Source organism: Rhizobium binxianense, from assembly GCF_028994275.1.
Classification (GTDB): Bacteria; Pseudomonadota; Alphaproteobacteria; order Rhizobiales; family Rhizobiaceae; genus Rhizobium; species Rhizobium binxianense.
In genome coordinates, this window is the sequence record NZ_CP118713.1 from 438,232 (window position 1) to 464,089 (window position 25,858).

General features: G+C 61.9%; 28 protein-coding genes and 1 tRNA gene. 16 read left to right on the forward strand and 13 right to left on the reverse strand.

The window, feature by feature from the left end; translation table 11 throughout:
- Window positions 1–11: 11 nt before the first annotated feature.
- From tnpB to PO860_RS02135, 4 genes are all read left to right on the forward strand, one after another.
- A complete protein-coding gene (tnpB, locus tag PO860_RS02120) occupies window positions 12–326 on the forward strand; it encodes an IS66 family insertion sequence element accessory protein TnpB (RefSeq protein WP_430523289.1) in 315 nt (104 codons plus the stop codon).
- Window positions 327–371: 45 nt separating this feature from the next.
- Window positions 372–2,027, forward strand: a complete 1,656-nt coding sequence (tnpC, locus tag PO860_RS02125) for an IS66 family transposase (protein ID WP_275038063.1) — start codon at window positions 372–374, stop codon at window positions 2,025–2,027.
- 8 nt (window positions 2,028–2,035) lie between these two features.
- A complete protein-coding gene (locus PO860_RS02130; protein WP_183610375.1) occupies window positions 2,036–2,311 on the forward strand; it encodes a hypothetical protein in 276 nt (91 codons plus the stop codon).
- Window positions 2,312–2,464: 153 nt separating this feature from the next.
- Entirely contained in the window at window positions 2,465–3,487 is a 1,023-nt protein-coding gene (locus PO860_RS02135; protein WP_275038064.1) for an SAM-dependent methyltransferase, read from the forward strand.
- Window positions 3,488–3,610: 123 nt separating this feature from the next.
- Here PO860_RS02135 and PO860_RS02140 read toward each other — a convergent pair whose 3' ends face one another.
- The 3 genes from PO860_RS02140 to PO860_RS02150 form a co-directional block, all read right to left on the reverse strand.
- Window positions 3,611–3,958, reverse strand: coding sequence for a helix-turn-helix domain-containing protein (locus tag PO860_RS02140; protein WP_183605786.1), 348 nt, complete (start codon window positions 3,956–3,958; stop codon window positions 3,611–3,613).
- 9 nt (window positions 3,959–3,967) lie between these two features.
- Window positions 3,968–4,213, reverse strand: coding sequence for a type II toxin-antitoxin system RelE family toxin (locus PO860_RS02145; protein WP_273880146.1), 246 nt, complete (start codon window positions 4,211–4,213; stop codon window positions 3,968–3,970).
- 202 nt (window positions 4,214–4,415) lie between these two features.
- Window positions 4,416–4,489: transfer RNA gene (locus tag PO860_RS02150), tRNA-Gln, on the reverse strand.
- A gap of 242 nt (window positions 4,490–4,731) precedes the next feature.
- On the opposite strand from PO860_RS02150, the gene PO860_RS02155 reads away from it, so the two are divergent.
- From PO860_RS02155 to PO860_RS02165, 3 genes are all read left to right on the forward strand, one after another.
- Window positions 4,732–6,294 (forward strand): Ppx/GppA phosphatase family protein, encoded by a 1,563-nt coding sequence (locus PO860_RS02155; RefSeq protein WP_183605787.1) that lies wholly within the window; start codon window positions 4,732–4,734, stop codon window positions 6,292–6,294.
- An 8-nt stretch (window positions 6,295–6,302) separates the two neighbouring features.
- Window positions 6,303–7,022, forward strand: coding sequence for an RlmE family RNA methyltransferase (locus PO860_RS02160; RefSeq protein WP_272782982.1), 720 nt, complete (start codon window positions 6,303–6,305; stop codon window positions 7,020–7,022).
- 155 nt (window positions 7,023–7,177) lie between these two features.
- Window positions 7,178–7,561 carry a VOC family protein gene (locus PO860_RS02165; protein ID WP_183606638.1) on the forward strand — a complete coding sequence of 128 codons (384 nt, stop codon included), beginning with the start codon at window positions 7,178–7,180 and terminating at the stop codon, window positions 7,559–7,561.
- Between the two features lie 61 nt (window positions 7,562–7,622).
- Here the strand turns inward: PO860_RS02165 and PO860_RS02170 are convergent, their stop codons facing one another.
- Complete coding sequence (locus PO860_RS02170) at window positions 7,623–9,047, reverse strand: DHA2 family efflux MFS transporter permease subunit (protein WP_183605789.1); 1,425 nt, start codon at window positions 9,045–9,047, stop codon at window positions 7,623–7,625.
- A gap of 232 nt (window positions 9,048–9,279) precedes the next feature.
- Here PO860_RS02170 and PO860_RS02175 point away from each other — a divergent pair, with 232 nt between their 5' ends.
- The 3 genes from PO860_RS02175 (at window position 9,280) to PO860_RS02185 (ending at window position 12,585) form a co-directional block, all read left to right on the forward strand.
- Window positions 9,280–10,272 (forward strand): MBL fold metallo-hydrolase, encoded by a 993-nt coding sequence (locus PO860_RS02175; RefSeq protein ID WP_275038065.1) that lies wholly within the window; start codon window positions 9,280–9,282, stop codon window positions 10,270–10,272.
- A gap of 271 nt (window positions 10,273–10,543) precedes the next feature.
- Window positions 10,544–12,028 (forward strand): IMP dehydrogenase, encoded by a 1,485-nt coding sequence (guaB, locus tag PO860_RS02180; protein ID WP_275038066.1) that lies wholly within the window; start codon window positions 10,544–10,546, stop codon window positions 12,026–12,028.
- A gap of 2 nt (window positions 12,029–12,030) precedes the next feature.
- The gene (locus PO860_RS02185; protein ID WP_183605792.1) at window positions 12,031–12,585 is read left to right on the forward strand and encodes a hypothetical protein; all 555 of its coding nucleotides are present in this window, start codon (window positions 12,031–12,033) and stop codon (window positions 12,583–12,585) included.
- An 8-nt stretch (window positions 12,586–12,593) separates the two neighbouring features.
- Here the strand turns inward: PO860_RS02185 and PO860_RS02190 are convergent, their stop codons facing one another.
- Window positions 12,594–13,511 carry a LysR family transcriptional regulator gene (locus PO860_RS02190; RefSeq protein ID WP_273880152.1) on the reverse strand — a complete coding sequence of 306 codons (918 nt, stop codon included), beginning with the start codon at window positions 13,509–13,511 and terminating at the stop codon, window positions 12,594–12,596.
- A gap of 92 nt (window positions 13,512–13,603) precedes the next feature.
- Here PO860_RS02190 and PO860_RS02195 point away from each other — a divergent pair, with 92 nt between their 5' ends.
- From PO860_RS02195 to PO860_RS02205, 3 genes are all read left to right on the forward strand, one after another.
- Entirely contained in the window at window positions 13,604–14,359 is a 756-nt protein-coding gene (locus PO860_RS02195; RefSeq protein WP_275038067.1) for an SDR family NAD(P)-dependent oxidoreductase, read from the forward strand.
- 110 nt (window positions 14,360–14,469) lie between these two features.
- The gene (locus PO860_RS02200) at window positions 14,470–14,886 is read left to right on the forward strand and encodes an MAPEG family protein (RefSeq protein ID WP_183605795.1); all 417 of its coding nucleotides are present in this window, start codon (window positions 14,470–14,472) and stop codon (window positions 14,884–14,886) included.
- A gap of 191 nt (window positions 14,887–15,077) precedes the next feature.
- Window positions 15,078–15,719 carry a TetR family transcriptional regulator gene (locus PO860_RS02205; protein WP_246718179.1) on the forward strand — a complete coding sequence of 214 codons (642 nt, stop codon included), beginning with the start codon at window positions 15,078–15,080 and terminating at the stop codon, window positions 15,717–15,719.
- 6 nt (window positions 15,720–15,725) lie between these two features.
- Here PO860_RS02205 and PO860_RS02210 read toward each other — a convergent pair whose 3' ends face one another.
- Window positions 15,726–16,682, reverse strand: a complete 957-nt coding sequence (locus PO860_RS02210) for a LysR substrate-binding domain-containing protein (RefSeq protein WP_210305620.1) — start codon at window positions 16,680–16,682, stop codon at window positions 15,726–15,728.
- Window positions 16,683–16,939: 257 nt separating this feature from the next.
- On the opposite strand from PO860_RS02210, the gene PO860_RS02215 reads away from it, so the two are divergent.
- Window positions 16,940–17,242: a DUF1127 domain-containing protein gene (locus PO860_RS02215; protein ID WP_272782987.1), complete on the forward strand. Its 303-nt coding sequence runs from the start codon at window positions 16,940–16,942 to the stop codon at window positions 17,240–17,242.
- An 89-nt stretch (window positions 17,243–17,331) separates the two neighbouring features.
- Here the strand turns inward: PO860_RS02215 and PO860_RS02220 are convergent, their stop codons facing one another.
- The 7 genes from PO860_RS02220 to PO860_RS02250 form a co-directional block, all read right to left on the reverse strand.
- Entirely contained in the window at window positions 17,332–18,195 is an 864-nt protein-coding gene (locus PO860_RS02220; RefSeq protein WP_275038068.1) for a DUF937 domain-containing protein, read from the reverse strand.
- Between the two features lie 172 nt (window positions 18,196–18,367).
- The gene (locus PO860_RS02225; RefSeq protein ID WP_272782989.1) at window positions 18,368–18,697 is read right to left on the reverse strand and encodes a MurR/RpiR family transcriptional regulator; all 330 of its coding nucleotides are present in this window, start codon (window positions 18,695–18,697) and stop codon (window positions 18,368–18,370) included.
- Between the two features lie 56 nt (window positions 18,698–18,753).
- Window positions 18,754–19,773, reverse strand: coding sequence for a Gfo/Idh/MocA family oxidoreductase (locus tag PO860_RS02230; RefSeq protein WP_275038069.1), 1,020 nt, complete (start codon window positions 19,771–19,773; stop codon window positions 18,754–18,756).
- Between the two features lie 29 nt (window positions 19,774–19,802).
- Window positions 19,803–20,597 carry a TIM barrel protein gene (locus tag PO860_RS02235; RefSeq protein WP_097620999.1) on the reverse strand — a complete coding sequence of 265 codons (795 nt, stop codon included), beginning with the start codon at window positions 20,595–20,597 and terminating at the stop codon, window positions 19,803–19,805.
- Window positions 20,598–20,674: 77 nt separating this feature from the next.
- Window positions 20,675–21,463, reverse strand: coding sequence for an ATP-binding cassette domain-containing protein (locus PO860_RS02240; protein WP_275038070.1), 789 nt, complete (start codon window positions 21,461–21,463; stop codon window positions 20,675–20,677).
- Window positions 21,463–22,584, reverse strand: a complete 1,122-nt coding sequence (locus PO860_RS02245) for an ABC transporter permease (RefSeq protein ID WP_275038071.1) — start codon at window positions 22,582–22,584, stop codon at window positions 21,463–21,465. Before PO860_RS02245 ends, PO860_RS02240 begins: the two co-directional genes overlap by 1 nt.
- A 105-nt stretch (window positions 22,585–22,689) precedes the next feature.
- Window positions 22,690–23,628, reverse strand: a complete 939-nt coding sequence (locus tag PO860_RS02250) for a sugar ABC transporter substrate-binding protein (protein ID WP_489676586.1) — start codon at window positions 23,626–23,628, stop codon at window positions 22,690–22,692.
- A gap of 191 nt (window positions 23,629–23,819) precedes the next feature.
- Between PO860_RS02250 and PO860_RS02255 the strand changes: the two genes are divergently transcribed.
- Both PO860_RS02255 and iolE read left to right on the forward strand, forming a co-directional pair.
- Window positions 23,820–24,815, forward strand: coding sequence for a LacI family DNA-binding transcriptional regulator (locus PO860_RS02255; RefSeq protein ID WP_272782993.1), 996 nt, complete (start codon window positions 23,820–23,822; stop codon window positions 24,813–24,815).
- A gap of 75 nt (window positions 24,816–24,890) precedes the next feature.
- Window positions 24,891–25,802 (forward strand): myo-inosose-2 dehydratase, encoded by a 912-nt coding sequence (gene iolE / locus PO860_RS02260; RefSeq protein WP_183605806.1) that lies wholly within the window; start codon window positions 24,891–24,893, stop codon window positions 25,800–25,802.
- The last annotated feature ends 56 nt before the right edge of the window (window positions 25,803–25,858 follow it).

Sequence of the window (25,858 nt, forward strand, 5' to 3'; positions counted from 1 at the left end):
TGAAGGTCTGGTTGGCAACCGGCCATACGGACATGCGCAAGGGCTTTCCGGGTCTGTCGCTGATGGTGCAAGAGACGCTGAAGCGCGATCCGATGTGCGGGCATCTGTTCGTCTTCCGCGGTCGTGGCGGTGGCCTGATTAAGGTTATATGGCATGACGGCCAGGGAGCCTGCCTGTTCACAAAAAAGCTAGAACGCGGACGCTTCATATGGCCGTCGGCAGCCGACGGCTCGGTGGTGATCACGCCGGCGCAGCTCGGTTATTTGCTAGAAGGGATCGACTGGCGAATGCCGCAAAAAACCTGGCGACCGACCTCGGCCGGATAAGCAAAAACACTGGCATGGCGGGGTCGAATATGATTCCATTGGCCCATGAACGATGCGGCTGAACAGCTTCCTAACGACCTTACCAGCGCACTTGCGGCCCTGGCGGAGGAGCGTGCCCGGCGCATCACAGCCGAGGCGGAAGCAATGATCGCCAAGGCGGAAGCCGCCAGCGCAAAGGCACTCGTGTCGCATTCCGAGGCGCTGATTGCCCGGTTGAAGCTGGGGATCGAGAAGGTCCGCCGGGAGCTTTATGGCAGCCGCTCTGAGCGCAAAGCGCGGCTTCTCGAACAGATGGAACTGCAGCTCGAGGAGCTGGAGGCTGATGCTGGCGAAGATGAACGGGCAGCAGAGATCGCAGCCAGTGCCTCGACCGTCAGGGCCTTCGAGCGCAAGCGTCCTTCACGCAAGCCCTTTCCCGAACACCTGCCGCGCGAGCGCGTCGTCATCGCCGCTCCCGCGAATTGCGCCTGCTGCGGATCGGCCAAACTGTCGAAGCTCGGCGAGGACATTACCGAGACCCTGGAGGTCATCCCACGTCAATGGAAAGTCATTCAGACGGTGCGGGAGAAGTTTACCTGCCGCGAGTGTGATAAGATCACGCAGCCACCGGCACCCTTCCATGTGACGCCCCGCGGTTTTGCCGGGCCGAACCTGCTGGCGATGATCCTGTTCGAGAAGTTCGCCCAGCACCAGCCGCTCAACGGCCAGAGCGAACGCTATGCCCGCGAGGGCCTCGACCTTAGTTTATCGACACTGGCTGACCAGGTCGGAGCATGCGCCGCGGCGTTGAAGCCTATACATTTACTGATCGAAGCGCATGTTCTGGCCGCCGCGCGGCTGCATGGCGACGACACGACCGTGCCGATCCTGGCGAAAGGAAAGACCGATACGGGCCGCATCTGGACTTACGTCCGGGACGATCGGCCGTTCGGAGGGCTCTCACCGCCGGCCGCCCTTTACTATGCATCGCGAGATCGACGGCAGGAACATCCGGAACGCCACCTGAAGACCTTCACCGGCATTCTGCAGGCGGATGCCTATGGCGGCTACAATCCGCTGTTCAAGGTTGATCGCGATCCAAATCCACTAAGGCAGGCGTTTTGCTGGTCACATTCGAGACGTAAGTTCTTCGTGCTCGCCGACATCGCGGCGAATGCCAAACGTGTAAAGAACGCCGCGCCGATCTCGCCCATGGCACTGGAGGCCATCAAACTGATCGACGCGCTGTTCGATATCGAGCGGGATATAAACGGGCTTGCCGCCGATCAACGCCTGGAGCGTCGCCGTAAAGATAGCCTGCCGCTCGTCGACGGTCTGCAGGCTTGGCTTCAAACCGAGCGGGCAAAGCTGTCGCGCACTTCTCCGGTCGCAGAGGCGATCGACTACATGCTCAAGCGCTGGGATGGCTTCACGTCATTCCTGGAGGACGGCAGGATTTGCCTGACGAACAATGCAGCCGAGAGAGCGTTGCGAGGCTTCGCGCTCGGCAGGAAGTCGTGGCTCTTCGCCGGATCGGATCGCGGTGCAGATCGTGCCGCCTTCATGGCCACACTGATCATGACGGCAAAGCTCAACGACATCGATCCGCAGGCGTGGCTTGCCGACGTTCTTGCCCGCATCGCTGACACGCCGATTACCAGGCTGGAGAAATTGCTGCCATGGAACTGGACACCGACGCAAACAGCAGCCGTTGCGGCCTAGGATCAACGATGGATCGCAAAGCCAACCGAGCGATCATTCGGAAAATATTGCTCACCGAGTGGGACCCCATCGGGGTGTCGGACATTCCTGAAGCGCAAGACGAATATGATGCCTATGCCGATACCGTCTGTGGCATGCTGGTCAACCAAACGGCCTCAGTTGATGCCATCGCGCAGTATCTCTTTAAGATCGCGACCGAGCATATGGGGCTTTCATACCCAGGACTTGCTGAGCGTTGCGACAAGGCTGCAAGAGCTGTCGCGGCATTCCAGTCAGACCCCTGAGCCTGCACACAATCAGGGCCAGATGCGGTACTCACCGGATGCTTACAGCCCGATAGGCTTAGTGCGGTGAGTATTGTGGAATATGCGGATATACGCATAATTTCTGCCGCCGGCGCTGCCAGGCAAGATCGGTCGAGGGCTCTGGGGGATCCCATGGAAACAATCGTCGAGGACGCCGGTGTCGGCGTCGTGTCGCCCGAACTCGTGGTCGACGCGCTGTTTGCATGCCGAAAGACGGCAGCGATCAGGGCGGCCATCGAGCTTGATCTCTTTACGCACATCGGCGAGGGCAAAACGGCAGCATTGCTGGCGTCGGCGACAAGCGCCTCGGAGCGTGGGGTGCGCATCCTGTGCGACTACCTGGTGGTCCATGGTTTCCTGACAAAGGAGAGCGGACAGTACCGAATGACGCCCTCGACCAGAATGTTCCTCGATCGCAATTCGCCGGCCTATATGGGCTCTGCCGTCGAGTTCGTCGCAGCACCCGAAATAATCGATAATTTTCTGCGCGATCCGGCCGCCATCGTGCGAAACGGCGGTTCGTCCGGGCTTGCCAACATGTCGCCAGACAATCCCGTCTGGTTGAAGTTTGCGCGCGGCATGGGCTCCTTTACCGGGCTCAGCGCCAAGATACTGGCCGGCGAAATCTCCGGCTGGCCGAGGCCTCCCAAAAAGGTCTTGGACATCGCTGCAGGTCCGGGTGTTTTCGGGATCGAAATCGCCAAGGCCTTTCCATCGGCGGAGATCGTCGCCGTCGATTGGGCCGCCGTGTTGGAGCTGTCGAGGCAGAATGCGGTAAAAGCCGGCGTGGCGGACCGATACCGGACGATCGCCGGCAGTGCCTTCGATGTGGAGTGGGGGACGGGTTACGATCTCGTCCTGCTGCCGAATTTTCTGCACCACTTCGATGTGCCGACATGTGCTGAGCTGTTACGAAGGATCATCGCCAGCCTTGCAGGGGATGGTCGGATCGTCGCGGTCGATTTCGTGCCGAACGATGATGGCGTGTCGCCGCCTTTTCCCGCGGCCTTCTCCTGGGAGATGCTCGCCAGCACGCCGGCGGGCCAAGCTTACACGCAAAGTGAGCTGACTGAGATGGCGAGACTGGTCGGCCTTGCCGGTGTCACGGTCAAGCCGATGCCTCCAACGCCGGCAAGCCTCATTCTCTTTGAATAGCCGGTCGATAGTCGTCGCATCTTGAATAGGCTCGCCAGCACCGACGTATCGCGACCCGCCAGGATACGACCTAAAAAATTCTTCCGAACCGTTCTGGTGCTAGATGCAGATGCGCATCCTGCATCAAACCAGATCGTCGAGGTCGACGTCCAGAATCCGAGCGATCGCCTTCAATGCGTCCAGGGAGCCTTCCTTCTTTCCGGTCTCGATTTCCGAAAGATAGGGCTGTGAGAGCCCGGCCTTTTCGGCCAGCTCCTTGACGCTTATGCCGCGATGCTTGCGGAACACGCGGACAGGATCTTCGCCTGAAATCAGCGCCTTGACGACGTCTTCCGGCCAGGTCTCTTCGCCGGCATCGATGCGCGCCTTCGCGGCGCGCGCCTCGCTGAGGTCGACAAGGTCGCGGTAGTCTTCTTCGGAGAGCAGGACATAGCCCTTGCCGTCGATGGTCAGTGTCTGAATTTCACCCATGATGGTCTCCTATTCGTTATAGATGTCGCCACGCGGGCCGGCTTTGATGACGAGGACCTGCATGGTCTGATCGTCGATGATGACTCGATCCTGTCCGACGCGAATGCGAAAAAATTCGCTGCCTTGCAGTTTCTTGAGATCAACCGGCTCGCTGTTGGCGAAGGCTTCGACCTTGGCGACGATCGCGGCCGCGCGCTTCGGCTGCATCTTGCGGAGTGCCTTCGCGGCAGCCTTGCTGTAGGCGATCTTTTTCATAAGGGGAATATAGCTATTGGCGAATTCTGGCGCAATGGCAATATTGCCTATGGCGATATTTGCGAATTCCGCTCGGTCCTTGGACTCAAACTACCTGAATCGAGACTTGGCTCTGGCCGAAAGCGCGATCAGGAAGCTCGAAGCGAGAACAGAAATTCCCAACTGACACGAAATGTCCTGATCTAATGAGGGGGAAATTGATTGGCTGGGGAACCTGGACTCGAACCAAGATTAACGGAGTCAGAGTCCGTCGTTCTACCATTGAACTATTCCCCAGCAGTTGCCGCCGAAGCAGGGCTTGGCTGCTGTGCGGCGCTTATAACCAAAAGCGGGCGGATTGCAAATACCCGTTTTGAAAAAATTCGGGGCTGGGCGGAAGACGAAAAACCATCCCCGAATCCCCGTCCAAAAAAGAATTTGGCGATTTCGGCGGGCGCTGATATTCTTGCGGCAACGCAAAAATCGAATGAGCGCCTGCTGCATACCTCAGGACTTGCGCGGCGCGGTGGAAAAACAACGTGGAAGACCCCGAAGGCGGCGCAAAGCCGCAATTTGACGGGGCGTCGGCGGCAGGGCGCAAGGACGGCAAGAAGTCCAGGCGCCGCAAGGGCAAGCGTGGCGGGCAATCCCGTAACGCGGCTCATCCCGCTTCGCATGAGCCCTCCGGCGGTGCCGGACAGCCTGCGCGCCCGATGGAAGATGCAGCCGGCAATCCGGCCCGCAAGCGCAAGCGTCGCCGTCGTGGCGGTCATGGTGCTGCGCAAGGCGGTTCACCTCATCCCCATGCGATGGAGCAGACGCAAGCGGCGGGCAACCCCGCGCGGTCTGAAGGTGAGCCTCTGCCGAGCCGGCGCAACCGGCGCAAAAATCGTGGCAAGCGCGGTCTCCAGGGCCGGCCGCTGACGGCGGCAAAGCCTTCCCCGCCGCAGCAGGAAAGCCGCGCGGAAGAGACGGCGCGTACAGCCGTTCCGCGCGAAACGCCAAACGGCGCAGCCGCCAGCCGCAAGGGCCGCCAGGATAGCCATAGCAATCCCGGTTTTCAGGGGGATCGCCAGGCCGGTGACTATACATGGCCGGAAGAACTCTACGCCGCTCTCGACCTCGGCACCAACAATTGCCGCCTGCTCATTGCCCAGCCGACCCGCCCCGGTCAGTTCCGCGTCGTGGACGCCTTTTCCCGCATCGTGCGCCTCGGCGAAGGCCTTGCGGCAAGCGGCCGCCTGTCCGACGAGGCGATGGAGCGGGCGATCGAGGCGCTGCGGATCTGCGCCTCCAAGCTCAGGAACCGTGAGATCCGCCGCATGCGGCTGATCGCCACCGAAGCCTGCCGTCAGGCCGTCAACGGCGAAGAATTCCTCAGCCGGGTGGTTGCCGAAACCGGGCTCGAGTTGGAGATCATCGATCGCGAGACCGAGGCGCGGCTTGCCGTCTCCGGCTGCTCTTCGCTGGTCGGGCGCGAGACGCGCTCGGTCGTGCTCTTCGATATCGGCGGCGGTTCGTCGGAGATTGCCGTCATCCGCATTGGCGACAATCGCTTCAGCCGGCTTGCCAATCACATCACCCACTGGACCTCGCTGCCGGTCGGCGTCGTGACGCTGTCGGAGCGTCACGGCGGGCGTGACGTCACGCCGGAAGTCTTTGAGGGCATGGTGCGCGAGGTCGAGGGCATGCTCGTCAGTTTCGACTGCCCCGAGATCGAGATCGCCCAGACCGGCGACTTCCATCTGATCGGGACGTCGGGGACGGTGACGACGCTTGCCGGCGTGCATCTCGACCTGCCGCGTTATGACCGGCGCAGGGTCGACGGCATCTGGCTGTCCGACGACGAGGTCTCCGCCATGCAGGCAAAACTTCTCTCCTGGGATTTCGAAAGCCGCGCGGCCAATCCCTGCATCGGGCCTGACAGGGCCGATCTGGTGCTGGCCGGCTGCGCCATTCTCGAGGCGATCCGCCGCCGCTGGCCGAGCCCGCGGATGCGCGTTGCCGATCGCGGCTTGAGGGAAGGCCTGCTCACAGACATGATGGCCGATGACGGCGTGTGGCGGCGCAACCGCAACCGCCGCGGCCAACGGGCTAGATAGGGGAAGGCATGACCAAGGCACCGATCGCGGGAAACCGCACCGGCCGCAAGCTCGGCCAGCGCGTCAAGAACAAGAAGATGAAGGCCTCGTCGCGCCAATGGCTGCAGCGCCACATCAACGATCCCTATGTGCAGCGCGCCCAGCTTGAAGGTTATCGCGCCCGCGCCGCCTTCAAGCTGCTGGAAATCGACGAGAAATACCATATCCTGCGCGGCGCCAGGCGCATCATCGATCTCGGTGCGGCACCCGGCAGCTGGTCGCAGATCGCCGCCAAGGTCACCGGCTCGACGGATGAGGATATCCGCGTGGCCGCGATCGATTTCCTCGAAATGACCCAGCTGCCGGGCGTCAAGATTCTGCAACTCGATTTCCTCGATCCCAGCGCGCCGGAAAAGCTGCTGGAAGCGGTCGGCGGCACGCCCGATCTTGTCATCTCGGACATGGCGGCACCGACCACCGGCCACCACCGCACCGATCATCTGCGCACCATGCATCTCTGCGAAGTCGCGGCGCATTTCGCCGTCGAGGTGCTGGGCGAGGGCGGACATTTCCTCACCAAGACCTTCCAGGGGGGCACCGAGCGTGAGCTGCTCGCCATGCTGAAGCAGAATTTCCGTCAGGTTGTTCATGTCAAGCCGAATTCGTCACGCGCCGAATCGGTCGAGATGTTCCTGCTCGCCAAGGGTTTCAAGGGCCGCAAGGCCGAAGGTGAAGCTGAGCAAGCTTGATCTTCCGGCCGGTGCCGACGGGGGATGGCGGTCTCTTGCATGACCGCCTTAAATCGGGATCGATTTAAGGATAAGGTTGTCGAGCAAATGAAAACGCCACAGCGTCCTTAGCGCGTCTGGAGAGACACGCGGCGATGCTGATCAGAGTTGATCCCATGCTTCTCTACGTCACGCTCGGAACCAACGATCTTTATCACGCGGGGCATTTTTACGATGCCGTTCTGCCGGTGCTCGGTTATCGCCGCCAGCACTATTCGGAGGAGGAAATCGGCTATTCCGCCGAGGGCGATGTGCGCTGCCGCTTCTGGGTGGTGACCCCCTTCAATCGCCGCAGGGCGACATCGGGCAATGGCGCCATGGTCGCCTTTGCGGCTGCAAGCCGGGCGGATGTCGATGCCTTCCATGCGGCGGCAATGGCGGCAGGCGGCGTGGATGAAGGCGGACCGGGCCTGCGCCCATACCATGCTCATTTCTATGCCGCCTATGTGCGCGATCTCGACGGCAACAAGCTCTGCGCCGTCTGTGAAAACCCTGAATAGATGACAGGTCTCTCTGACGCGCAAAGGCCGCTGCAGCACTAAGCTGCCATTGTGCAGCGGCCTATTTCACCACCGGCTGCTCTGCTTCAACAGTCGAGGTCGTCACGCGTCTCGGCCGGTGGCCGGAAACGAGCGCACCGGCATTGCGGTCCATCCTGATGAAGGGAATGGTCGCAATGACGGTCAGTCCGGCGATGATGTAGAAGGCAAGGTGGAAGTCGACGACATCAAGCGCTTCGCCCCTGATATAGATCGAGCTTTCCAGGATCGCGGCGGCGACCGCAACGCCGAGCGCCAGGCTGATCTGCTGCATCACCGAGCTCATCGATGTCGCCTGGCTGGCTTCCGCATCATCGATATCGGCAAAGGCAAGCGCATTGACGCCGGTGAACATGAAGGAGCGGGAGAAGCCGCCGAGCAGCAGCACGCCGATGATGACGAGATGCGGCGTCGCCGGCGTGAACAGGCCGGTGATAACGGTCACCAGCGTCGTCATCATGGCGGCGCCGAGCAGCGTCGTGCGGAAGCCGGCGGCGGCGAAGACGCGCTTTGCCATGAACTTGGTGGTGATCGCCCCGATCGCCCCGGCAAAGGTGATGAGGCCGGATTGGAACGGCGTCAGCCCGAAGCCGAGCTGCAGCATCAGCGGCGTCAGGAACGGCATGGCGCCGATGCAGATACGGAACAGCGTGCCGCCGAAGGTGGAGGCCCGGAAGGTCGGGTTCTTGAACAGGTTGAGGTTGAGGATCGGCGCCGGGTGGCGCTTCGCATGCCGCACGTAAAGGAAGCCGCAGGCCAGGCCGATCACGGTGGCGGTGACGCCGATGGCAGGCGGCAGGGCCGGCAGGCTGACCACCGACAGGCCGAAGACGACGCCGGCGGCTGAAAGCGAGGTCAGCACGAAACCGGTGAAATCGAGCTTCGGCGGCGCCGTCGCCTCGACCTCCGGCAGGAAGATCGTCGCCAGCCAGATACCGATAATGCCGACCGGCACGTTGATCAGGAAGATCCAGTGCCAGCTGAAATAGGTGGTGATGAAGCCGCCGAGCGGCGGACCGGTGAGCGGACCGACAAGGGCGGGAATGGTGAGCAGCGCCATGGCCGAAACCAGATCGCTGCGCTTCGTTGTGCGCACCAGCACCAGGCGGCCGACCGGCGTCATCATCGCGCCGCCCATGCCCTGCAGGAAGCGGGCAAACACGAATTCGACGAGATTGGACGAGGCGGCGCAGAAGATAGAGCCGATCACGAAGACCGAGATGGCAAGCCGGAAGATCTTCTTGGCGCCGAACCTGTCGGCCATCCAGCCGCTGACCGGAATGAACACCGCCAGCGCCACCATGTAGGAGGTCAGCGCCAGCTTCAGCGTGATCGGCCCGACATTGAGATCTCTGGCGATCGCCGGCAGCGCCGTTGCAATGACGGTCGAATCCATCTGTTCCATGAAGAGGGCGACGGCGAGGATCAGCGGGACGATGCGGTTCATAGGCGGGAGCCTTGATGGGGGAAGGCCCGTGCTGTTTAGTCCCACTTCAGGAGCCTGCCAATGCTCAAATCCGCTTCGATGACATGTTTGCTTCACGTCTGCGTGAGACGGCTTGTCCGACAAGATCGCCTATCAAAATTGACATATGTTTACTCTGCCGGGGCAAGAAATCCGGCGGGAAACGTCATCGAGGCGTGCGGCGACACACCGCAAGGCGGGGGAGAAGGGATATATGGCAGTTTCGACGCGACTGAAGCGGCGCACGTTTTTTTCAGCAGGGCTCAGCCTGCTGGCGGCGCCGGCAATTTTGAGAGAGAAGGCCGAAGCGGCCGCCACTGGAGAAAGCAGAAATATGGATGCAACGCCTTTGCCCGAAATCAATCAGTTCAAACTCGGTTCCTATAAGTTTACGGCCGTCCGCGACGGCACCAATGTCTCCGAAAAGCCCTATGAAACCTACGGCACCAATCAGGATTCGGACGCCGTCAGGGCATTGCTGACCGCAAACTTCCTGCCCGCCGACAAGCTGTTGAACGGCTATACGCCGGCCCTTGTCGATACCGGCTCGGATGTCATTCTCGTCGATACCGGCTTCGGAGAGGGCGGCCGCGCAAGGGGCAGCGGCAAGCTTGCCCAAGGCCTGAAAGCGGCTGGATATTCGGCCGACGACGTCACCATCGTCGCGCTGACCCATCTGCACGGCGATCATATCGGCGGCCTGATGGAGAGCGGCGCGCCTGCCTTCAGGAATGCTCGCTATGTCGTCGGCCAGGCCGAGTATGATTTCTGGTCGGACAAGGCGCGTGAGGGCACACCGGCCGAAGGCGGTCACAAGGCGGTGCTCGCCAATGTGACGCCGCTTGCTGAAAAGACCGCCTTCATCAAGGACGGCGACAGCGTCGCCCCCGGCGTTACCGCGATGCTGGCCGCCGGCCACTCGCCGGGACATATGGTGTTCCACGTCGAATCCGAGGGAAAGCGGCTCGTTCTCACCGGCGATACGGCCAATCATTATATCCTGTCGCTGCTGCGCCCGGATTGGGAAGTACGCTTCGACATGGACAAGGCGCAGGCGGCGGCCACCCGCCGCAAGGTTTTCGATATGATCGCGACCGACAAGATCGCCTTCCTCGGCTACCACATGCCGTTCCCGGCGGTCGGCTTCGTCGAGCGGCAGGATGGCGGTTATCGCTTCGTGCCGAAGACCTATCAGTTCGACATCTGATAGGGAGCCGCTCTCTGCGCAGCGACTTTCCCGGGAACGCGTGAAAACAAAGGGATAGGTCCTCTCCACGACGTGGAGAAATCAGGGACTTGCTTCACGCGCATGGCACCCATGACGAGCCCGGCGGGCACGCCGGGCTTTTTGCTATTTCCTTCCTGTCATAGACGTGTTACCAGCCCTCGCCAACTTCCAAGCAACCCATGCACACCGCCGGGGCGGACGATTCGTTTCCGGGCGGGATCGCATTTTTATTAAATGAAGGAATTTGGCCATGGCACGCATCATTGAAACGGCAACCGGCGCGGACGCGCTTACCTTCGACGACGTGCTGCTGCAGCCCGGCCATTCCGAGGTCATGCCCGGCCAGACGAATATCTCCACACGTATCGCCCGGGATTTCGAACTCAACATCCCGATCATCTCATCAGCCATGGATACCGTCACCGAGAGCCGCCTGGCGATCGCCATGGCCCAAGCCGGCGGCCTCGGCGTCATTCATCGCAACCTGACGCCGATCGAGCAGGCCGAGCAGGTCCGGCAAGTGAAGAAGTTTGAAAGCGGCATGGTCGTCAATCCGGTGACGATCGGTCCCGATGCGACGCTTGCCGATGCGCTCGGGCTCATGAAGTCCCACAGCATTTCCGGCATCCCTGTCGTCGAGAAGTCCGGCCGCCTCGTTGGGATCCTGACCAACCGCGACGTCCGCTTCGCTTCCGATCAGGAACAGAAGATTCATGAGCTGATGACCAAGGACAATCTGGTCACCGTCAAGGAAAACGTCGATCAGCAGGAGGCCAAGCGCCTGCTGCATTCGCATCGCATCGAGAAGCTGCTGGTGGTCGATACCGAAGGCCGTTGCGTCGGCCTCATCACCGTCAAGGATATCGAGAAGTCGCAGCTGAACCCGAACGCTTCCAAGGATGCGCAGGGCAGGCTTCGCGCTGCTGCCGCCATCAGCGTCGGTGATGACGGCTTCGAGCGCGCCGAGCGGCTGATCGAGGCCGGTGTCGATCTTCTGGTCGTCGATACCGCCCATGGCCACTCGCAGCGCGTCCTCGACGCCGTCACCCGCGTCAAGAAGCTTTCCAACTCGGTGCGCATCATGGCCGGCAATGTTGCCACCTATGGCGGCACCAGAGCGCTGATCGATGCCGGTGCTGACGCCGTCAAGGTCGGTATCGGTCCGGGCTCGATCTGCACGACGCGCATCGTCGCCGGCGTCGGCGTTCCGCAGCTCGCCGCCATCATGTCGGCGGTGCAGGCCGCGAATGATCAGGACGTGCCTGTCATCGCCGATGGCGGCATCAAGTTCTCCGGCGATCTTGCCAAGGCAATCGCTGCCGGCGCCTCCGCCGTCATGATCGGCTCGCTGCTTGCCGGTACCGATGAGAGCCCGGGCGAAGTCTATCTCTACCAGGGCCGCTCCTTCAAGGCCTATCGCGGCATGGGCTCCGTCGGCGCCATGGCCCGCGGCTCGGCCGACCGTTACTTCCAGGCCGAGGTGCGCGACACGCTGAAGCTCGTGCCTGAAGGCATCGAAGGCCAGGTTCCCTACAAGGGGCCGGTCTCCGGCGTTATTCACCAGCTTGCCGGCGGCCTCAAGGCGGCCATGGGCTATGTCGGCGGCAAGGACCTGAAGGATTTCCAGGAGCGCGCCACCTTCGTGCGCATCTCCGGCGCCGGTCTTCGCGAAAGCCACGCCCATGACGTGACGATCACCCGCGAGAGCCCGAACTATCCGGGCGCCGGTCTCTGACAATGAAAGCGGGCAGCGGGATTCCTCTCTGGATCGTCGCGCTGCTCGCAGCCCTCTGCCTTGCCGTGCTCGCCTGGACGACCTTCGGCTTCGTCGTTCCGTTCAAGCACGAAACCGGTCAGGCGGTGCTCGACACCTATTTCGCCGGTTACGACGAGTCTGCGGTCTTCCACATGCAGAAGCTGCTCGATGAGAACGAGACGGCGACCAGATTGCTGCGCGCCATGTATTTCGGGCCGGAGCTGATCTTTCCGGCATTGCTGACGGCGCTGCTGTTCCTCGCCTTCCTCAAGCTCGGTCCTGGCGGCGCGTGGTTTGGCCGATCGGTGCATCCGGTCATTGGCAAGGCAGTCTACCTGCTGCCATTCATCTACGGCATCGCCGACTACGGCGAGAACATCTCGAGCCTGATCGCCTTCGGCGATGGTGCGCCCTCAGGCCTCGCAACACAGCTGCTGCCGTGGATGACACGGTTGAAATTCGCAAGCCTTGCCATCTGCTTCATCCTCATCGCTCGGCTCGCCATTGCCCGCTGGCTCTCACCGCGCCAAGACTAAGGGTGCTATCAGCCTGTCCATCGCCACGTCGGATTTGAAAGCCGCGCCACCATGAAATCCGAGAGCACCTCCACCTTCGCAGGCCGAGCCCGGGCAGAGGGCGTGACGAAATAAAGTGCTCCGCTCGGCAGCGTCCAGTCGGCGAGGATCGCTTTCAACCTGCCATCGGCGAGATATTCATGCGCCATGAATTCCGGCAGCTCTACAATCCCAAGGCCGTGCAACGCCATCGGAATCAAGGCTTGCGAATTGGTGGCGCGCAACGGACCGGCCGGCACGACAACTTCCTCTTCGCCTGCCTTATTGCGAAAGCGCCAGACGTCCTGGCGCGGCCGGTAGGCGTACCCTAGGCAATGGTCAGCCTTAAGCTCGCGCGGATGTCGCGGCATGCCGTATCTATCGAGGTACGCAGGTGCAGCGAGAATGAAAGGAGCGACAGCTGCGAGCCTCCGGGCGACCAATGAGGAATCCGGCAGAACGGCAATTCTCAGGGCAGCATCGAAACCGTCTCCCACCAGGTCGACGACGGCGTCGCTCATGTGCAGGTCGATAGAAATATCGGGATAGAGGTCGAAAAAATCGGGCAGGATCGGCGCCAGCCAGCGTGTGCCGAAGGCCATCGGCACGGCAAGCCGGATAAGCCCCCGCGGTCGGCTGGACAGCTCGCGCGCTGCATTTTCCGCAGCCTCTGCCTCCGCATAAAGCCGCGAGGCGCTGTCGACCAATCGCAAGCCGAAATCCGTCAGCGCCAGTTGCCGGGAGGTGCGGTTGAAGAGCCGTGCGCCAAGTCTCTCCTCCAGCCTGCTGACAGCCCGCGAAACGGTAGGCACCGATACACCGAGCGTCCTGGCGGCGCGGGCGAAAGAACGCTCTTCGGCCACCTTGGCGAACATTGCGAGGCCTTCGAAATCGGGAAATTTCGTCATTTCATTCCTGTAATGATAGATTTCATTTCTTTCTATTTCGAAACGATCCCTGCGTCCATATCTCGGCCTTGGTCGAACAACAGGAGACGACAATGACACAGAGATTGAGTGGAAAGATCGCAGTGATTACCGGCGCATCATCGGGCATCGGCCTTGCCACTGCCAAGCGTTTCGCCGCCGAAGGCGCCCAGCTTTTCGTCACCGGCCGGCGCAAGGACGTGCTCGACGCGGCCGTTGCGGAAATAGGGGGTAAGGTTGTTGGCCTTCAGGCGGACTCGGCAGAGCTTGCCGATCTTGACCGGCTCTATGAACGCGTGAAAGCCGAAGCCGGCCGGATAGATGTGCTGTTCGTCAATGCCGGCGGTGGTTCGATGCTGCCGCTCGGCGAAATTACCGAAGAGCAGTATGCCGACACGTTCGACAGAAATGTGAAAGGCGTTCTTTTCACCGTGCAGAAGGCGCTGCCGCTGCTCGGTCCGGGCTCATCGGTTATCCTGACGGGATCGACGACGGGCTCGACCGGCACTCCGGCCTTCAGCGTCTACGCCGCCTCGAAGGCCGCGTTACGAAGCTTCGCTCGCAACTGGATCCTCGATCTCAAGGATCGCGGCATTCGTATCAATACGCTGAGCCCCGGTCCTACAAAGACAACCGGTCTCGTCGAACTCGCCGGCAAGGATCAGGTGCAACAGCAGGGCCTGCTCGATCTTCTCGCAACGCGGGTGCCAATGGGGCGCCTCGGCCGCGCCGAAGAGATCGCCGCCGCCGCACTCTTTCTCGCTTCCGACGATTCGAGCTTCGTCACCGGTATCGAACTCTTCGCCGACGGCGGCGCCGCGCAGGTGTGATGAATCGGGCGGTCCGTCAATGCTTGATGGCGGGCCGCCGACACTGGTATCCCGATCGTCTTTCGACTAATGCTCGCGACGACTGCAAAGGCGGAAAGGCACACGACCATATGACCGGCTATCAAATCTTCTGGCCACTCCTTGCCCATGTGGCCTTGGTCTATGGTCTTTATGCGCTGCTCGGCATGCGGCGCGCGAAAATGGTTCGCGCCGGCAGCATCGCCAAGTCGGATTATCGCGAAAATCGCGGCGAGCCGGCCGAAAGCCTTGTCGTCAAGAACTGCCTTGCCAACCAGTTCGAACTGCCGGTGCTTTTCTATGCCTGCTCAATTCTTCTCTACATCACCGAGGCCGACAATCTCATCGCCGTCGTCCTCGCCTGGGCCTTCGTGGCCTTGCGCTACGCCCATGCCGCCGTTCACGTCACCAGCAACAACCTGCGCTATCGCAGCCCGATTTTCGCTGCGGGTTACATCATACTCGCCGCCATGTGGGGTTGGCTCGCCCTATGGATGGCGACGAGCTGAGACCTCACCCGCCACCGACCGGTCATGCGGTTGAGACGGTTTTGGTACCGGTTGTGAGGGTTAAAATCACATCCTGGAATCGTGATCGTCGCGCGCTTTTCCCAATCGTTAAAATACGAGCAATTCCATTTACGGCCGATGAACACCTGCATGTCATGCCTTCCGCCGCGAACAATAAAAATGGGAACGACATGGGCGCGGAAAGCATGGATCGGATCGGCTTGCGCAGGAAGCCGAAGCAGGAGCGCAGCATCCAGAGGCTGGATCTTATTCTCGCTGCCGCCGCCAGGATCATCGCCGAAAAGGGTGTCAGCGCCATGCGGATGACCGAGCTTGCCGTCGCAGCCAAAGTGCCGATCGGCTCGGTTTACCAGTATTTCCCGGAAAAGGCGGCGATCGTCAAAGCTCTGTTCGACCAGCACGCCTCGGCGATCCAGGCGAAGACGGCGGCGATGTTTGCCGATATCAGGTCGCTCGATCAGGCGCTCGACCGCGTCTGCGCCATTATCGACTGGTATTACGATTCCTACCACGACGATCCCGTCTATCTCGGCGTCTGGATGGGAACGGAGACCGATCAGGATCTGCTGCAGCTGAATATCGAGCATAGCGGCCGCGTCGCCGGCATCTTTCAGGAGGCCGTTCGTCCGCTGGATCCCGACCTTTGCGACGAGCAGATGTACGCGCGCACTTACCTGTTCAGCCACCTGATCGGCGCGGTCATCCGGCTTGCCGCCGTGAGCGACGAGGCGCTGGCGCGGCGCATGCTCGACGAGTGGAAACGCGTCATCCGCGCCTCCCTGTTCGCTGCTACCGTGCGGAACGCGGCCTGAGACTCCTTACCAGCTCGGCACCATATTGGCGGTCTTCAGCCTGGGATAAAGGCGTGCCTGGGCGGATTTGACATCCGCCTCCAGGGTGTCGTCGACAACGGCAGGGGTGATGTTGTCGAGGCATGCCGTAATATGCGCCGTGATGGCGTTCATCAGCGACAGCGAAACGCCCGGCCGCTTCATGATGCCGATCTGCACCGGCGGCAGCGCCGGAAAGCCGTCCGCCTGGCTCAGCACCTTCATGCCGGTTCGCAGTGCCGATTCCGGCATGACCGAAACCGCCATGCCGGCGAGCACGGCGGCGGCAACGACGGTGCAGGACCAACTGGTGAACAGGATCTGATGTTCGCGTCCCACAGCATCGAGCGCCGAACAGGCAAGCTGGCGCCACTGGCAATCGCGCCGGCCGACGGCAAGCGGCACCGGTGCGTCGTCGCGGAGCGGATGATTGGCCGAGCCCACCCAGCAGAGCGGCTCGGTTCTCACCACGTCGGACATGCGCTCACGCGGATTGTGGGTGACGAGCGCAATGTCGAGCTCGCCCTTGTGCATGCGCTCGGCAAGATCCACCGAGGGCTCGCAGACGATGTAGAGTTCGACATTCGGATGCGTCTTGGCGAAGCGGCCGATGATTTCGGGCATGTAGCGGTCGGCATAATCGTCCGGCGTGCCGATGCGCAGCGTCCCCTCCAGCCTGTTGTCGTCGAAGGCCGCGATCGCCTCGTTGTTGAGGCGGATGATGCGCCGGGCATAGTTGAGCAGTTTTTCACCCTCGACCGTCAGCCGGTTGCCGCGTCCGTCCTTGATGAACAGCTGCTTGCCGATGCGCTCTTCGAGCCGGCGCATCTGCATGGAGACGGCCGATTGGGTCTTGTAGACCCTGTCGGCGGCCTTGGTGAAGCTGCCGGAATCGACGATGGCGATGAAGGTCTGCAACTGGTCGAGATCAAGAGGCGCGGACATGGTGTCACCCATAAAGATAGCTGATGATAATCATTAGAAACATTCGTTGGACTGATCAATAGGTGTTTGGCATCTTCGGGATGCAAATCAAAGCAAAGTGAAGGACAGACACCCTGCCTGTCCAAGCGGAATTCAGCTTGCTCCCTCCCGCATGACCTCGCGGGAGGGGTGGGTTGTGTTGCGCGCAGATCTGAAACGTTACAGCGCTCTTTGTGCGTCTGAAAAGACCCAGGGCACTGTACAGAAAGGAGAGTTCAATGCGCATGACAGACCGGACACTAGAACTCGACTGCGGCAAGCCGACCCCGACGTTTTCCCAGCGTCTGGCGGCAGGTCTCGCACCGTTGGCCTCTCTCTTTCGCGTCTTCCGCAATCGCATGGAGATCAACGCGCTGCACGATCTGAACGACACTCAGCTGAGGGATATCGGCCTCACCAGGGCTGATCTGACCTCCGCGTTCCTGGCGTCGACCTTCTTCGAGGACCCGTCGGACCATCTGACGCGCTCGGCGCGCAATCGCTGGCGCCTGTCGTCTTTTTTGCGCTCCTGCGAAGAGTAGGAGCGTCGAGTTTCCCCGCAGGGTGATAGCCAATAGCCCTGCCGCTTGACCCGGTGATCGGCTTGTCCCAAAGCCATCTCCGGGTTTTTTTATGCCTTGCCGCCGGGGGAGGGCTTCGGCCGATAGGTCTCGAAGATCGCTTCCAGATTCCTCTGGTAGGTCTTCTGCACTTCCAGTCCGCTGTCGAACATGGCGTTCAGGATCTCGCCATAGCTGTCGGCTGTGACCTTCGCCTCTTCCTTCGGCGCCTCGGGCGTCTTGGTTGCCGGCTGGGCCGGCTGCTGGCCCAGGCCACTCATCATCTCCTGGAAGGCCTTGGCGAAGGGATTGTCGAGGAAGGGATTCGGCTGAGGCATCGGTTGAGCCTTCGGGACCGAAAACATCTGCTGCATCGCCTGCGTGAAGGGATTGTCGAAGATGTTGGGCTCCGGGGTCGTCTTCGGCTTCGGCGCGAAGCCGGTGCTCTCCAGCCATTTCTGGATGGTGTCGCCCATCGGCGTGTTGACGAAGGGGTTGACCGGCGAGGCCATCTGGCCGGTCGTCTGCTTGAAGAGCCCGCCCATCAGCGTATCGGCCAGCACCGGCAGCATCCGCTGGTAAATATCCTGGCCGATCCCGGTCATCTGCGCCGCCTGGGCGGCCACCGCGCGCGAAACCTCCTTCGAACCGAAAAGCTGGGCAAGGATGTTATTGCCGTCGGAAATGCCTTCGGGCGTGAAAGCCCGGCTCATATCCTCGAAATAGCGCGCATAATTGCCGGAGGCGACGGCCTGCATCAGCCCGACGAAATCATAAGGACTGCTGGTGCTGCGCTTCAGGCCGGCGGAGAAGGCCGGCATCAGCGCCGCCATCGCCTTGGTCGCCTGTTCCTGCGCTAGGTTGAATTGCCGGGCGATCGCTTCCATCGCCGCACCGTTCTGCGCCTGCATCATCATGTCGAAGAGTGGCAGCATGGAGGTCCTTTCCCCGAGTCGTGACGCGTGTCACGTCACTATATCCGGAAATGGTAATGTGCAACCGGCTTTTTGCCATAAGAACTTAGGGAGGAATTTTTTGCTGGAGCATGCGGTCGAGCCTCAGCGGCAGATCAGTGGAACACCGCCGCGGCCCTCTCGCTTCAGGACATCATCGGTTCGGGATGGGAGGCGCGTGTCGGGCAGTGTTTATGCTCTGCTCGGCAAGGCGGGATGTTTTCAGATGCTGCCGGAAAAATGTCTTGAAGTCGCGAAAGCTCGCAAATCCGAGAGCGGTGGCAACGCGAACGACGGTGGAGGGGGAGACGGAGCACTTGAGCGCGACAGAAGCGACGGTCCCGAACGCGATCAGTTCCGGATTTGTGAGCGCCATGCGGGCAGCGCGTTCCTGCTGCTCGGGCAGCGTCAGGCCTGTCTTGACGATCATGGCCTTGAGTTCGGTCAGACCGTTCGGCCGCTTGCGATTTTCCTCAGAATTCATAACCGTGGTTCCTTCGAGATGCGGTGCGCCGTCTCCGGGCCCACCGCGGTTGGCCTTCAGTTCAGCGGGATTGCCTGCTTTTTCGAAACCGATGCGATGCAGGCAAGCGCGATTGCGAGGGCATTGCGAGCATCCGTACCCGTCGGCCCTTTGGTTAGTTCACGGTTACGAACGGAGCGGACGAAAGAGGCGAGCTGGGCCGTGTAGCCGTGAACGAAGTGCTCGGTGTCGCGGCGCCATGTGTCGTTCGAGACGCCATTGCCGTCGAAGAGCGTCATGCTGGAGCGGCGCACGTCGCCCATCGTGACCATCCCGCCGGAGCCGAAGACTTCGCCGCGAATGTCGTAGCCGTAGAGGGCGGAGAAGTTTGCCTCGGCGACCGCGATCGAGCCATTGTCGAACCGGACGGTCACTACAGCCGTATCGAGGAAGCCTTTCTCCCGGGCGTCCGGCCGGATGAGGGCGTCGGCCATTGCATGGACCTCGACGGGCTTTGCTCCGGGATTGAGCCAAAGCAGCGTGTCGAAGTCGTGAATGAGGGTTTCGTAGAAAATCGTCCAGAGCGGAATGCGATCGGGATCGGCGCCGAACGGGCCGGGATCGCGCGTCAGCGAGCGGATCAGCTGCGGCGCGCCGATCCTTCCCTCGTCGATCGCGGCACGGCCTTCGGCAAAGGCCTGATCCCAACGCCGGTTGAAGCCGACCTGAAGGGGAACGTTGGCCGCGCGTGCCGCTGCAATGGCGCGATCGGCATCCTCCAGCGTCAGCGCCATCGGCTTTTCGCAGAAGATCGCCTTGCCGGCTTCGGCGGCCTGGACGAGGATTTTGGTGTGGAAGCGGGCAGGTGTGGCGATGATCACGGCATCGAGCCCGGGATGGGAAAGAAGCTCCGCGACGCCGGTATAAGCGGTCTCGACGTCGAGCGTCTCGCCGAGCCTGGCGGCAGCGCCCGGTGCGGGATCGGCGATGGCGACGAGATTGGCGTTGACGAGGCGGCGGGACACGGTCTCCCCATGAAAGGAACCGATGCGGCCGGCGCCGATGAGGCCGAGATTGACGGGTTTGTTGGCTGGCATGGCAGCAATCCTGTGCGTATCGAGATGGATCAGAGGGTGAAGGCGGTGCGGAAGGCTTCAAGCGCGGCTTCGGGATCGCCGGCCGACCAGGCTTCCATGCCGACCGGGCCGGAATAGCCCATGGCGTTCAGCGCGCGGGCGATGCCGCGCCAGTTGATTTCGCCGGTCCCCGGCTCGCAGCGGCCCGGCACGTCGGCCACCTGGATTTCGCCGATCCAGGGCAGGCATTTGCGGCAAAGCTCGATCAGGTTCCCTTCGCCGATCTGGGCATGGTAGAGGTCGAGATTGAGGCGAAGCCGGGGGTGATCGACGCTCGAGACCAGCGCCAGCGTGTCTTCCGCGCGTCCGAAGGGCACGCCCGGATGATCGACCGGTAGATTGAGGTTTTCGAGCGTGAAGGTGACGTTTTCCTCTTCGGCCATGTCGACGATCCGGAGGAGCGTGTCGCGCGCTTTCAGCCACATCGCGCCGGTGACCACTTCGACCGGCTGGACGGGTAGGCCCCCATCTCCGAGGCCGGTGCCGTGCAGGTTCAGTCGCTGCACACCGAGCCGCTTGCCGATCTCAGCGGTTTGGCGCGCCGTCCTTAAAAGTTCGGCGGCGCCCTCGTCGTCGGTCAGGCGGCCGGTGAGATAGCCGTTCATGATCGTGAAGGTCGCGCCTGTTGCCTCCAGTTTGGCGAGGTCGTGCTCCGACCAGTTCCAGAGACCGACGCCGAAGCCCATTTCCTTCAGGCGCGCGGCGCGCCATTCGATCGGCTTGTCGCGCCAGAGCATTTCGGCGCAGGCGGCAAGCGGGAAGGGGGAAGTCTTGGCAGCACTCATGGCAGGGTTTCCATATCAAGGGTCTGAGGTGGTGAGAGCAGCGCGAGCGCCGCATCGTAGCTCGGGGTGAAGGTCCGTCAGACCGTTCCGCCGAGTTCTTCCGACAGGGTCTGCAGCTCCTTGCCGCCGGCCATCAGGTTTTGAAGGTCCTCGATGCCGATCTCGCTCTTCGAATAGGTGCCGAGCGTGCGGCCGCGGTTGAGCGCGGTGAAGCGGTTGCCGACAGCATAGGCGTGGCGAACATTGTGGGTGATGAAGATCACGCCGAGGCCCTTGCCGCGGACCTGGTTGATGTATTTCAGTACCATCGATGTTTGCGCCACGCCGAGCGCCGATGTCGGTTCGTCGAGGATCAACACCTTGGCGCCGAAATAGACCGCGCGCGCGATCGCCACGCATTGGCGCTCTCCGCCGGAAAGCGTGCCGACGGCCTGCTCGGGATCGCGCACATCGATGCCGATTCTGTGCATCTCGTCGCGCGTCACGTTGTTTGCGTGTTCCATGTCCATGCGCTTGAGGGGGCCGAAGCCTTTGAGCGGTTCGCGTCCCATGAAAAAGTTCCGGGTCACCGACATCAGCGGGATCATCGCGAGATCCTGATACACGGTGGCGATACCGGCATCGAGCGCGTCGCGCGGACCGGCAAAGGCGCGCGGCTGCCCTTCGACCAGGAATTCTCCCGATGTCGGCTGGAAGACGCCGGCGAGCGTATTGATCAGCGTCGACTTGCCGGCGCCGTTATCGCCGAGAAGGCAGAGCACTTCGTTGGCATTGACGGTGAGCGACACGCCGTTTAGCGCGATGATGGAGCCGAAGTGTTTGACGAGGTTCTTCACCTCGACGAGGGGCGTCTGAGATGTGCTCATCAGCGTTCTCCCGTGACACGTTTGCGAATGACATTGTTGAAGATCACCGCGATCAGCAGCATGCCGCCGAGGAAGACGAGGTACCAATCCTGGTCGATCGAGGTGTAGGTCAGGCCGATCAGCACCATGCCGAAGACGATCGAACCGAAGAATGCGCCGATGGCCGAGCCGTAGCCGCCTGTCAGCAGGCATCCGCCGATGACGGCGGCGATGATGGCTTCGAATTCCTTCTGGAAGCCGCGGCGCGCATCCGTCGAGCCTGCGTCAAGCACGGTCAGGATGGCGACCAGCGTGGCGCAGAGGGCAGTGATCACGAAAAGCGTGGTCTTGACGCGGGCAACCGGGACGCCCGATTTTCTGGCAGCGCGCGGATCGCCGCCGGCTGCGAAGATCCAGTTTCCGAAGCGGGTTCTGAGCAGGACCCAGGTGGCGAGAACGGCGATGCCGAAGAACCACAGGATCTCGACCGGAATTCCCGGCACTTTCGGCGTGCCGTTCGGGAAGGTCTCGATGATCCCGTGCCCGGCGAGCCATGAGAACAGGCCGATAAAGGCGTCGCCCGAGAAGAATGGCGCGAGCGGGCTGCCGGCTGCGGCTTCCTTCATGCCACGCAGCTGCGTGGCGCCGCCGCTTGCCCATTTCAGGCCGACGAGCGTCAGGCCGCGCAGGATGAACAGGAAGGCAAGCGTGACGATGAAGGAGGGAAGGCCGGTACGCATGGTGATCTGGGCGTTGGTCACGCCGATCACGGCGGCGAAGGTCAGCGCAACGAGGATCGCCACGCTGAGCGGCAGGTGCAGAACGACGAGGGCGGTGCCGAAGACCAATCCGGCAAAAGCCACCATCGAGCCGATCGACAGATCGAATTCGCCGCCGATCATCAACAATGCCGCGCCGATCGCCAGAATGCCGAGCTGCGCGGCCGGCGCCATGAAATTGATCACGCCGGCCAGCGTGAACATGGCGGGATTGGCGGTGAAGAAAAAGAAGATGGTGACGAGCACCAGACCGGCGACGGCGCCGAGTTCCGGCCGCCGCAGCAGCGCGGTCAAACCCGAAACCTTTTTCAGCCGCTCATCGGATCGGGTGGCAGCCCCATTCTGTTCATTGGCGAGCGTCATGGTTCATTCCTCAAGGATTGGTCGTTGCCGTGCGTGCGCCTTCACGCGTGGAGGCGCGGCGTTGGAGGCAGCCTCCGCCCAGGCGGAAGCTGCCGCGGCTCCGCCTCAGCGGATGCCCTGGGAGGATTTCTCGATGACCGATGCGGCCGCATCTTTCTCGACGAAGCTCGGGCCGGAGGGGACGTTGCCTGCCGGGATCGTGCCATATCGAGCGTTGAGCGCGAGGAAAGTCACGGGGAGGTAGCCCTGGAGGTATGGCTGCTGGTCCACCGCGAACAATGCCTTGCCGTCGGCGACAGCCTGCAGGAAGCCGGCCGAAAGATCGTAGGATGCGACCTTGACCTTGTCGCCATTGCCCATCTTCTCGACGACGGCGACCGCACGCTCGCCGACGAGCGGAGCCGACAGGCCGAGAACGACATCGATGGACGGATCGGAGGTCAGAGCCGCCTGGATCTTCGCTTCAATTTCGGCCGGATCGGCCGTGGTCGGCAAAACGGTGACCGTGCCGCCCTCAAAGCCCTTCTCGGTGCCGGCGCAACGCTGATCGAGCGCCGCGTTGCCAACTTCCTGGTTGACGCAGAGGACGTGCTTCAGGCCGAGCGATTTGAGCTTGGCGCCGACCTTGACGCCGGCCGGCAGTTCGTCCTGGCCGACATGCAGCTTGATGCCGAGTTTTTCGGCCGCGGAAATGCCGGAGTTCATCGAGATGACCGGGATGCCGGCGGCAACGGCCTTCTCGATCGCCGAACCGAGCGCATCGGGATCGGGGTTCGAGATGACGATGCCGGCAGGGTTCTGGTTGACGGCGGCTTCGATCAGCTGTGCCATCGCCACCATGTCGAAGGTTTCGGGAGCGCGATAGTCGACCTTGACGTTGCTGTCCTTGGCCGCCTGCATCATGCCGTTCTTGACGATCGACCAGAACGGATCGGACGCCTGGCCGTGGGTGACGGCGATGATCGTCGGCTCCTGGGCCTTGGCTCCGACAGCCGCCGTGGTCGCAACGCCAAGGGCGAGGGCGCCGAATGCGAGCTTCTTCAAAATAGATGTCATGTCTTCCTCCTCTAGACCATCCACTCCTCAGGATGGCAAAAAACGATTGCTACCGGGTGCAAACGTACTTGCTACCGGGTGCAAACGGGTGCATCTTATTCACGGATGCGCTAAAATCAAGCATTCATTTCATCTGAATCATAAAATGGAATGTTTGTTTCATTTTTAGGGAGGCATCATTGCGAAAAAGAGCAACGGCCAAAGAGGTCGCGGATGCGGCAGGCGTCTCGAAGTGGACGGTCATCCGGGCATTTACGCCGGGCGCCTCGATCACCGAGGAAAGCAAGCGTAGGGTTCTCGAGGCGGCGGCCGTGCTTAACTACACGCCCAATCTGCTCGCCCGTAGTCTCGCGACCAATCTGACGCATCAGGTCGCGGTCTTCGTCGACGACTTCGCCAATCCCCAGAAGCTGCCGTTCCTGGAAACCCTGACCGAACGTTTGCAGGCGGAAGGCCTGGTCGCGGTGCTGATCAATATCAACAATCACTTCGATCACGTCCATGCGCTGCTGAACGCCGATCAGCGTCAGGTCGACGCCGTCATCCTCTTCGGCACCGCCTTTCGCAATGAAACGCTGAGCGACCGGCAATTGGGCAGGGGCATGCCGCCGATGTTCGTCCTGGCGCGTGACAGCCAGATCGACGGGGTGCCGGCCGTCGTCTGCGACGCCGAACTGGCGCTGCGCGACATTGTCGACCACCTCTATGAAAGGGGATACCGGCGTCCCGGTTTCATGACCGGTGCGCCGGCGCTATCGACGGCGCTGCGGCGCCGGCAGCATTTCATCGATTTCTGGAAGGGGAAGGGGGTGGACGAGATCACCATTCTGTCCGCCGACAGATACAGTGCCGAAGCTGGGGCAGGATCCGTCCGTCACTATCTGAACGACATCGACCCGGCCGCAAGGGTCGACGTACTCATGTGCGAAAATGATATCCTCGCCCTCGGAGCGATGGACGAGATCCGCGGCAATTTCGGACTGCGGATACCTGATGACATCGCCGTCGTCGGCTTCGACAATTACGAACTCGGCGGCGCCTCCTGCTACGGCCTGACGACCTATGAGCAGCCGAGGATCGAGATGGTGCAGGCGGTCATCGGCATGATCAAGGGCCGGCTGGAGCCGGAAACCGTAACCCTTCCCGGCAAGCTGGTCGTGCGCACATCCACATAGGCCATTTCCACATGGGGCGCTCCTTTTCGCGGCCACCAGGCGGCACTCTCAAGACATATCTCGGAGGAAATATCCATGACTGGACATATCACTGCCTTGCCCGTTGGCGTGCGTCTGGCGGTCAGTCCGCTGTCATGGGCCAACGACGTTCTGGAAGACCTCGGCGCTGACATATCGCTGGAAACCTGCCTCCGGGACGCTGCCGAAAGCGGCTATGAGGGGATCGAGCTCGGGCGGAAATTCCCGCGCGAGGCAGGAGCGCTCCGCTCGCTGCTGGACAGCCATCGGCTTGCTCTCGCATCCGGATGGCATTCCGGCGAGTTGGCCGAGCGCAGTGTCGACGACGAGATGAAGGCCGTTGCCGGGCACGCCGCGCTGCTGCGAGCGATGGATTGCAAGGTGATGGTCTATGGCGAAGTCGCGATGATGACGCCTGGATCGCCGCTGGATGCACCGATGTCGCAGCGGTTGCGCATGCCGGCGGCCGAAGTAGCGGGATATGCCGGGCGCCTGACCGATTTCGCCGGACGCCTGGCGACGGAATATGGTCTGACGCTTGCCTACCACCATCACCTGATGATGGTCGCCGAAACGTTCGACGAGATATCGGCAATCTTTGACAAGACAGGCTCGGCGGCGGGACTGCTTCTCGATACCGGCCATGCCGTCGCCGGCGGCTTCGACTATGCCAGGCTGATCGATCGGTTCGGCGATCGCGTCGTGCACATTCATCTGAAAGACATTCGAGGTCCTGTTATCGACGAGGTGCGTGCGGGTGACATGAGCTTCAATGCCGGCGTGCGCCGGGGCATGTTCACCGTCCCCGGCGACGGCATCATCGATTTCAAGCGGCTTGCCCGTTTCGTCAGGGACAGCGGCTATCGCGGATGGCTGGTCGTCGAAGCCGAGCAGGACCCCGCCGTCGCTGAACCACGCCCCGCCGTCGAGCGGGCATTTAAGCATGTGCAGGCAAATTTCCGGAGCTGAGCCGATTTCTTCGGCGGCATGATATCCTCACCGGAAACCGATCCCTGCGCGCCGGC

What these genes read in the sequence shown, in the direction of transcription:
- PO860_RS02240 (WP_275038070.1), bottom strand. Translation starts at nt 21,463, where the DNA reads ATGAGCACATCTCAGACGCCCCTCGTCGAGGTGAAGAACCTCGTCAAA.
- PO860_RS02170 (WP_183605789.1), bottom strand. Translation starts at nt 9,047, where the DNA reads ATGAACCGCATCGTCCCGCTGATCCTCGCCGTCGCCCTCTTCATGGAA.
- PO860_RS02215 (WP_272782987.1), top strand. Translation starts at nt 16,940, where the DNA reads ATGCGCATGACAGACCGGACACTAGAACTCGACTGCGGCAAGCCGACC.
- PO860_RS02245 (WP_275038071.1), bottom strand. Translation starts at nt 22,584, where the DNA reads ATGACGCTCGCCAATGAACAGAATGGGGCTGCCACCCGATCCGATGAG.
- PO860_RS02185 (WP_183605792.1), top strand. Translation starts at nt 12,031, where the DNA reads ATGAAAGCGGGCAGCGGGATTCCTCTCTGGATCGTCGCGCTGCTCGCA.
- iolE (WP_183605806.1), top strand. Translation starts at nt 24,891, where the DNA reads ATGACTGGACATATCACTGCCTTGCCCGTTGGCGTGCGTCTGGCGGTC.
- tnpC (WP_275038063.1), top strand. Translation starts at nt 372, where the DNA reads ATGAACGATGCGGCTGAACAGCTTCCTAACGACCTTACCAGCGCACTT.
- PO860_RS02235 (WP_097620999.1), bottom strand. Translation starts at nt 20,597, where the DNA reads ATGAGTGCTGCCAAGACTTCCCCCTTCCCGCTTGCCGCCTGCGCCGAA.
- PO860_RS02145 (WP_273880146.1), bottom strand. Translation starts at nt 4,213, where the DNA reads ATGAAAAAGATCGCCTACAGCAAGGCTGCCGCGAAGGCACTCCGCAAG.
- PO860_RS02230 (WP_275038069.1), bottom strand. Translation starts at nt 19,773, where the DNA reads ATGCCAGCCAACAAACCCGTCAATCTCGGCCTCATCGGCGCCGGCCGC.
- PO860_RS02130 (WP_183610375.1), top strand. Translation starts at nt 2,036, where the DNA reads ATGGATCGCAAAGCCAACCGAGCGATCATTCGGAAAATATTGCTCACC.
- PO860_RS02195 (WP_275038067.1), top strand. Translation starts at nt 13,604, where the DNA reads ATGACACAGAGATTGAGTGGAAAGATCGCAGTGATTACCGGCGCATCA.
- PO860_RS02140 (WP_183605786.1), bottom strand. Translation starts at nt 3,958, where the DNA reads ATGGGTGAAATTCAGACACTGACCATCGACGGCAAGGGCTATGTCCTG.
- PO860_RS02220 (WP_275038068.1), bottom strand. Translation starts at nt 18,195, where the DNA reads ATGCTGCCACTCTTCGACATGATGATGCAGGCGCAGAACGGTGCGGCG.
- guaB (WP_275038066.1), top strand. Translation starts at nt 10,544, where the DNA reads ATGGCACGCATCATTGAAACGGCAACCGGCGCGGACGCGCTTACCTTC.
- PO860_RS02205 (WP_246718179.1), top strand. Translation starts at nt 15,078, where the DNA reads ATGGGCGCGGAAAGCATGGATCGGATCGGCTTGCGCAGGAAGCCGAAG.
- PO860_RS02200 (WP_183605795.1), top strand. Translation starts at nt 14,470, where the DNA reads ATGACCGGCTATCAAATCTTCTGGCCACTCCTTGCCCATGTGGCCTTG.
- PO860_RS02225 (WP_272782989.1), bottom strand. Translation starts at nt 18,697, where the DNA reads ATGAATTCTGAGGAAAATCGCAAGCGGCCGAACGGTCTGACCGAACTC.
- PO860_RS02210 (WP_210305620.1), bottom strand. Translation starts at nt 16,682, where the DNA reads ATGTCCGCGCCTCTTGATCTCGACCAGTTGCAGACCTTCATCGCCATC.
- PO860_RS02165 (WP_183606638.1), top strand. Translation starts at nt 7,178, where the DNA reads ATGCTTCTCTACGTCACGCTCGGAACCAACGATCTTTATCACGCGGGG.
- PO860_RS02190 (WP_273880152.1), bottom strand. Translation starts at nt 13,511, where the DNA reads ATGACGAAATTTCCCGATTTCGAAGGCCTCGCAATGTTCGCCAAGGTG.
- PO860_RS02175 (WP_275038065.1), top strand. Translation starts at nt 9,280, where the DNA reads ATGGCAGTTTCGACGCGACTGAAGCGGCGCACGTTTTTTTCAGCAGGG.
- PO860_RS02160 (WP_272782982.1), top strand. Translation starts at nt 6,303, where the DNA reads ATGACCAAGGCACCGATCGCGGGAAACCGCACCGGCCGCAAGCTCGGC.
- PO860_RS02135 (WP_275038064.1), top strand. Translation starts at nt 2,465, where the DNA reads ATGGAAACAATCGTCGAGGACGCCGGTGTCGGCGTCGTGTCGCCCGAA.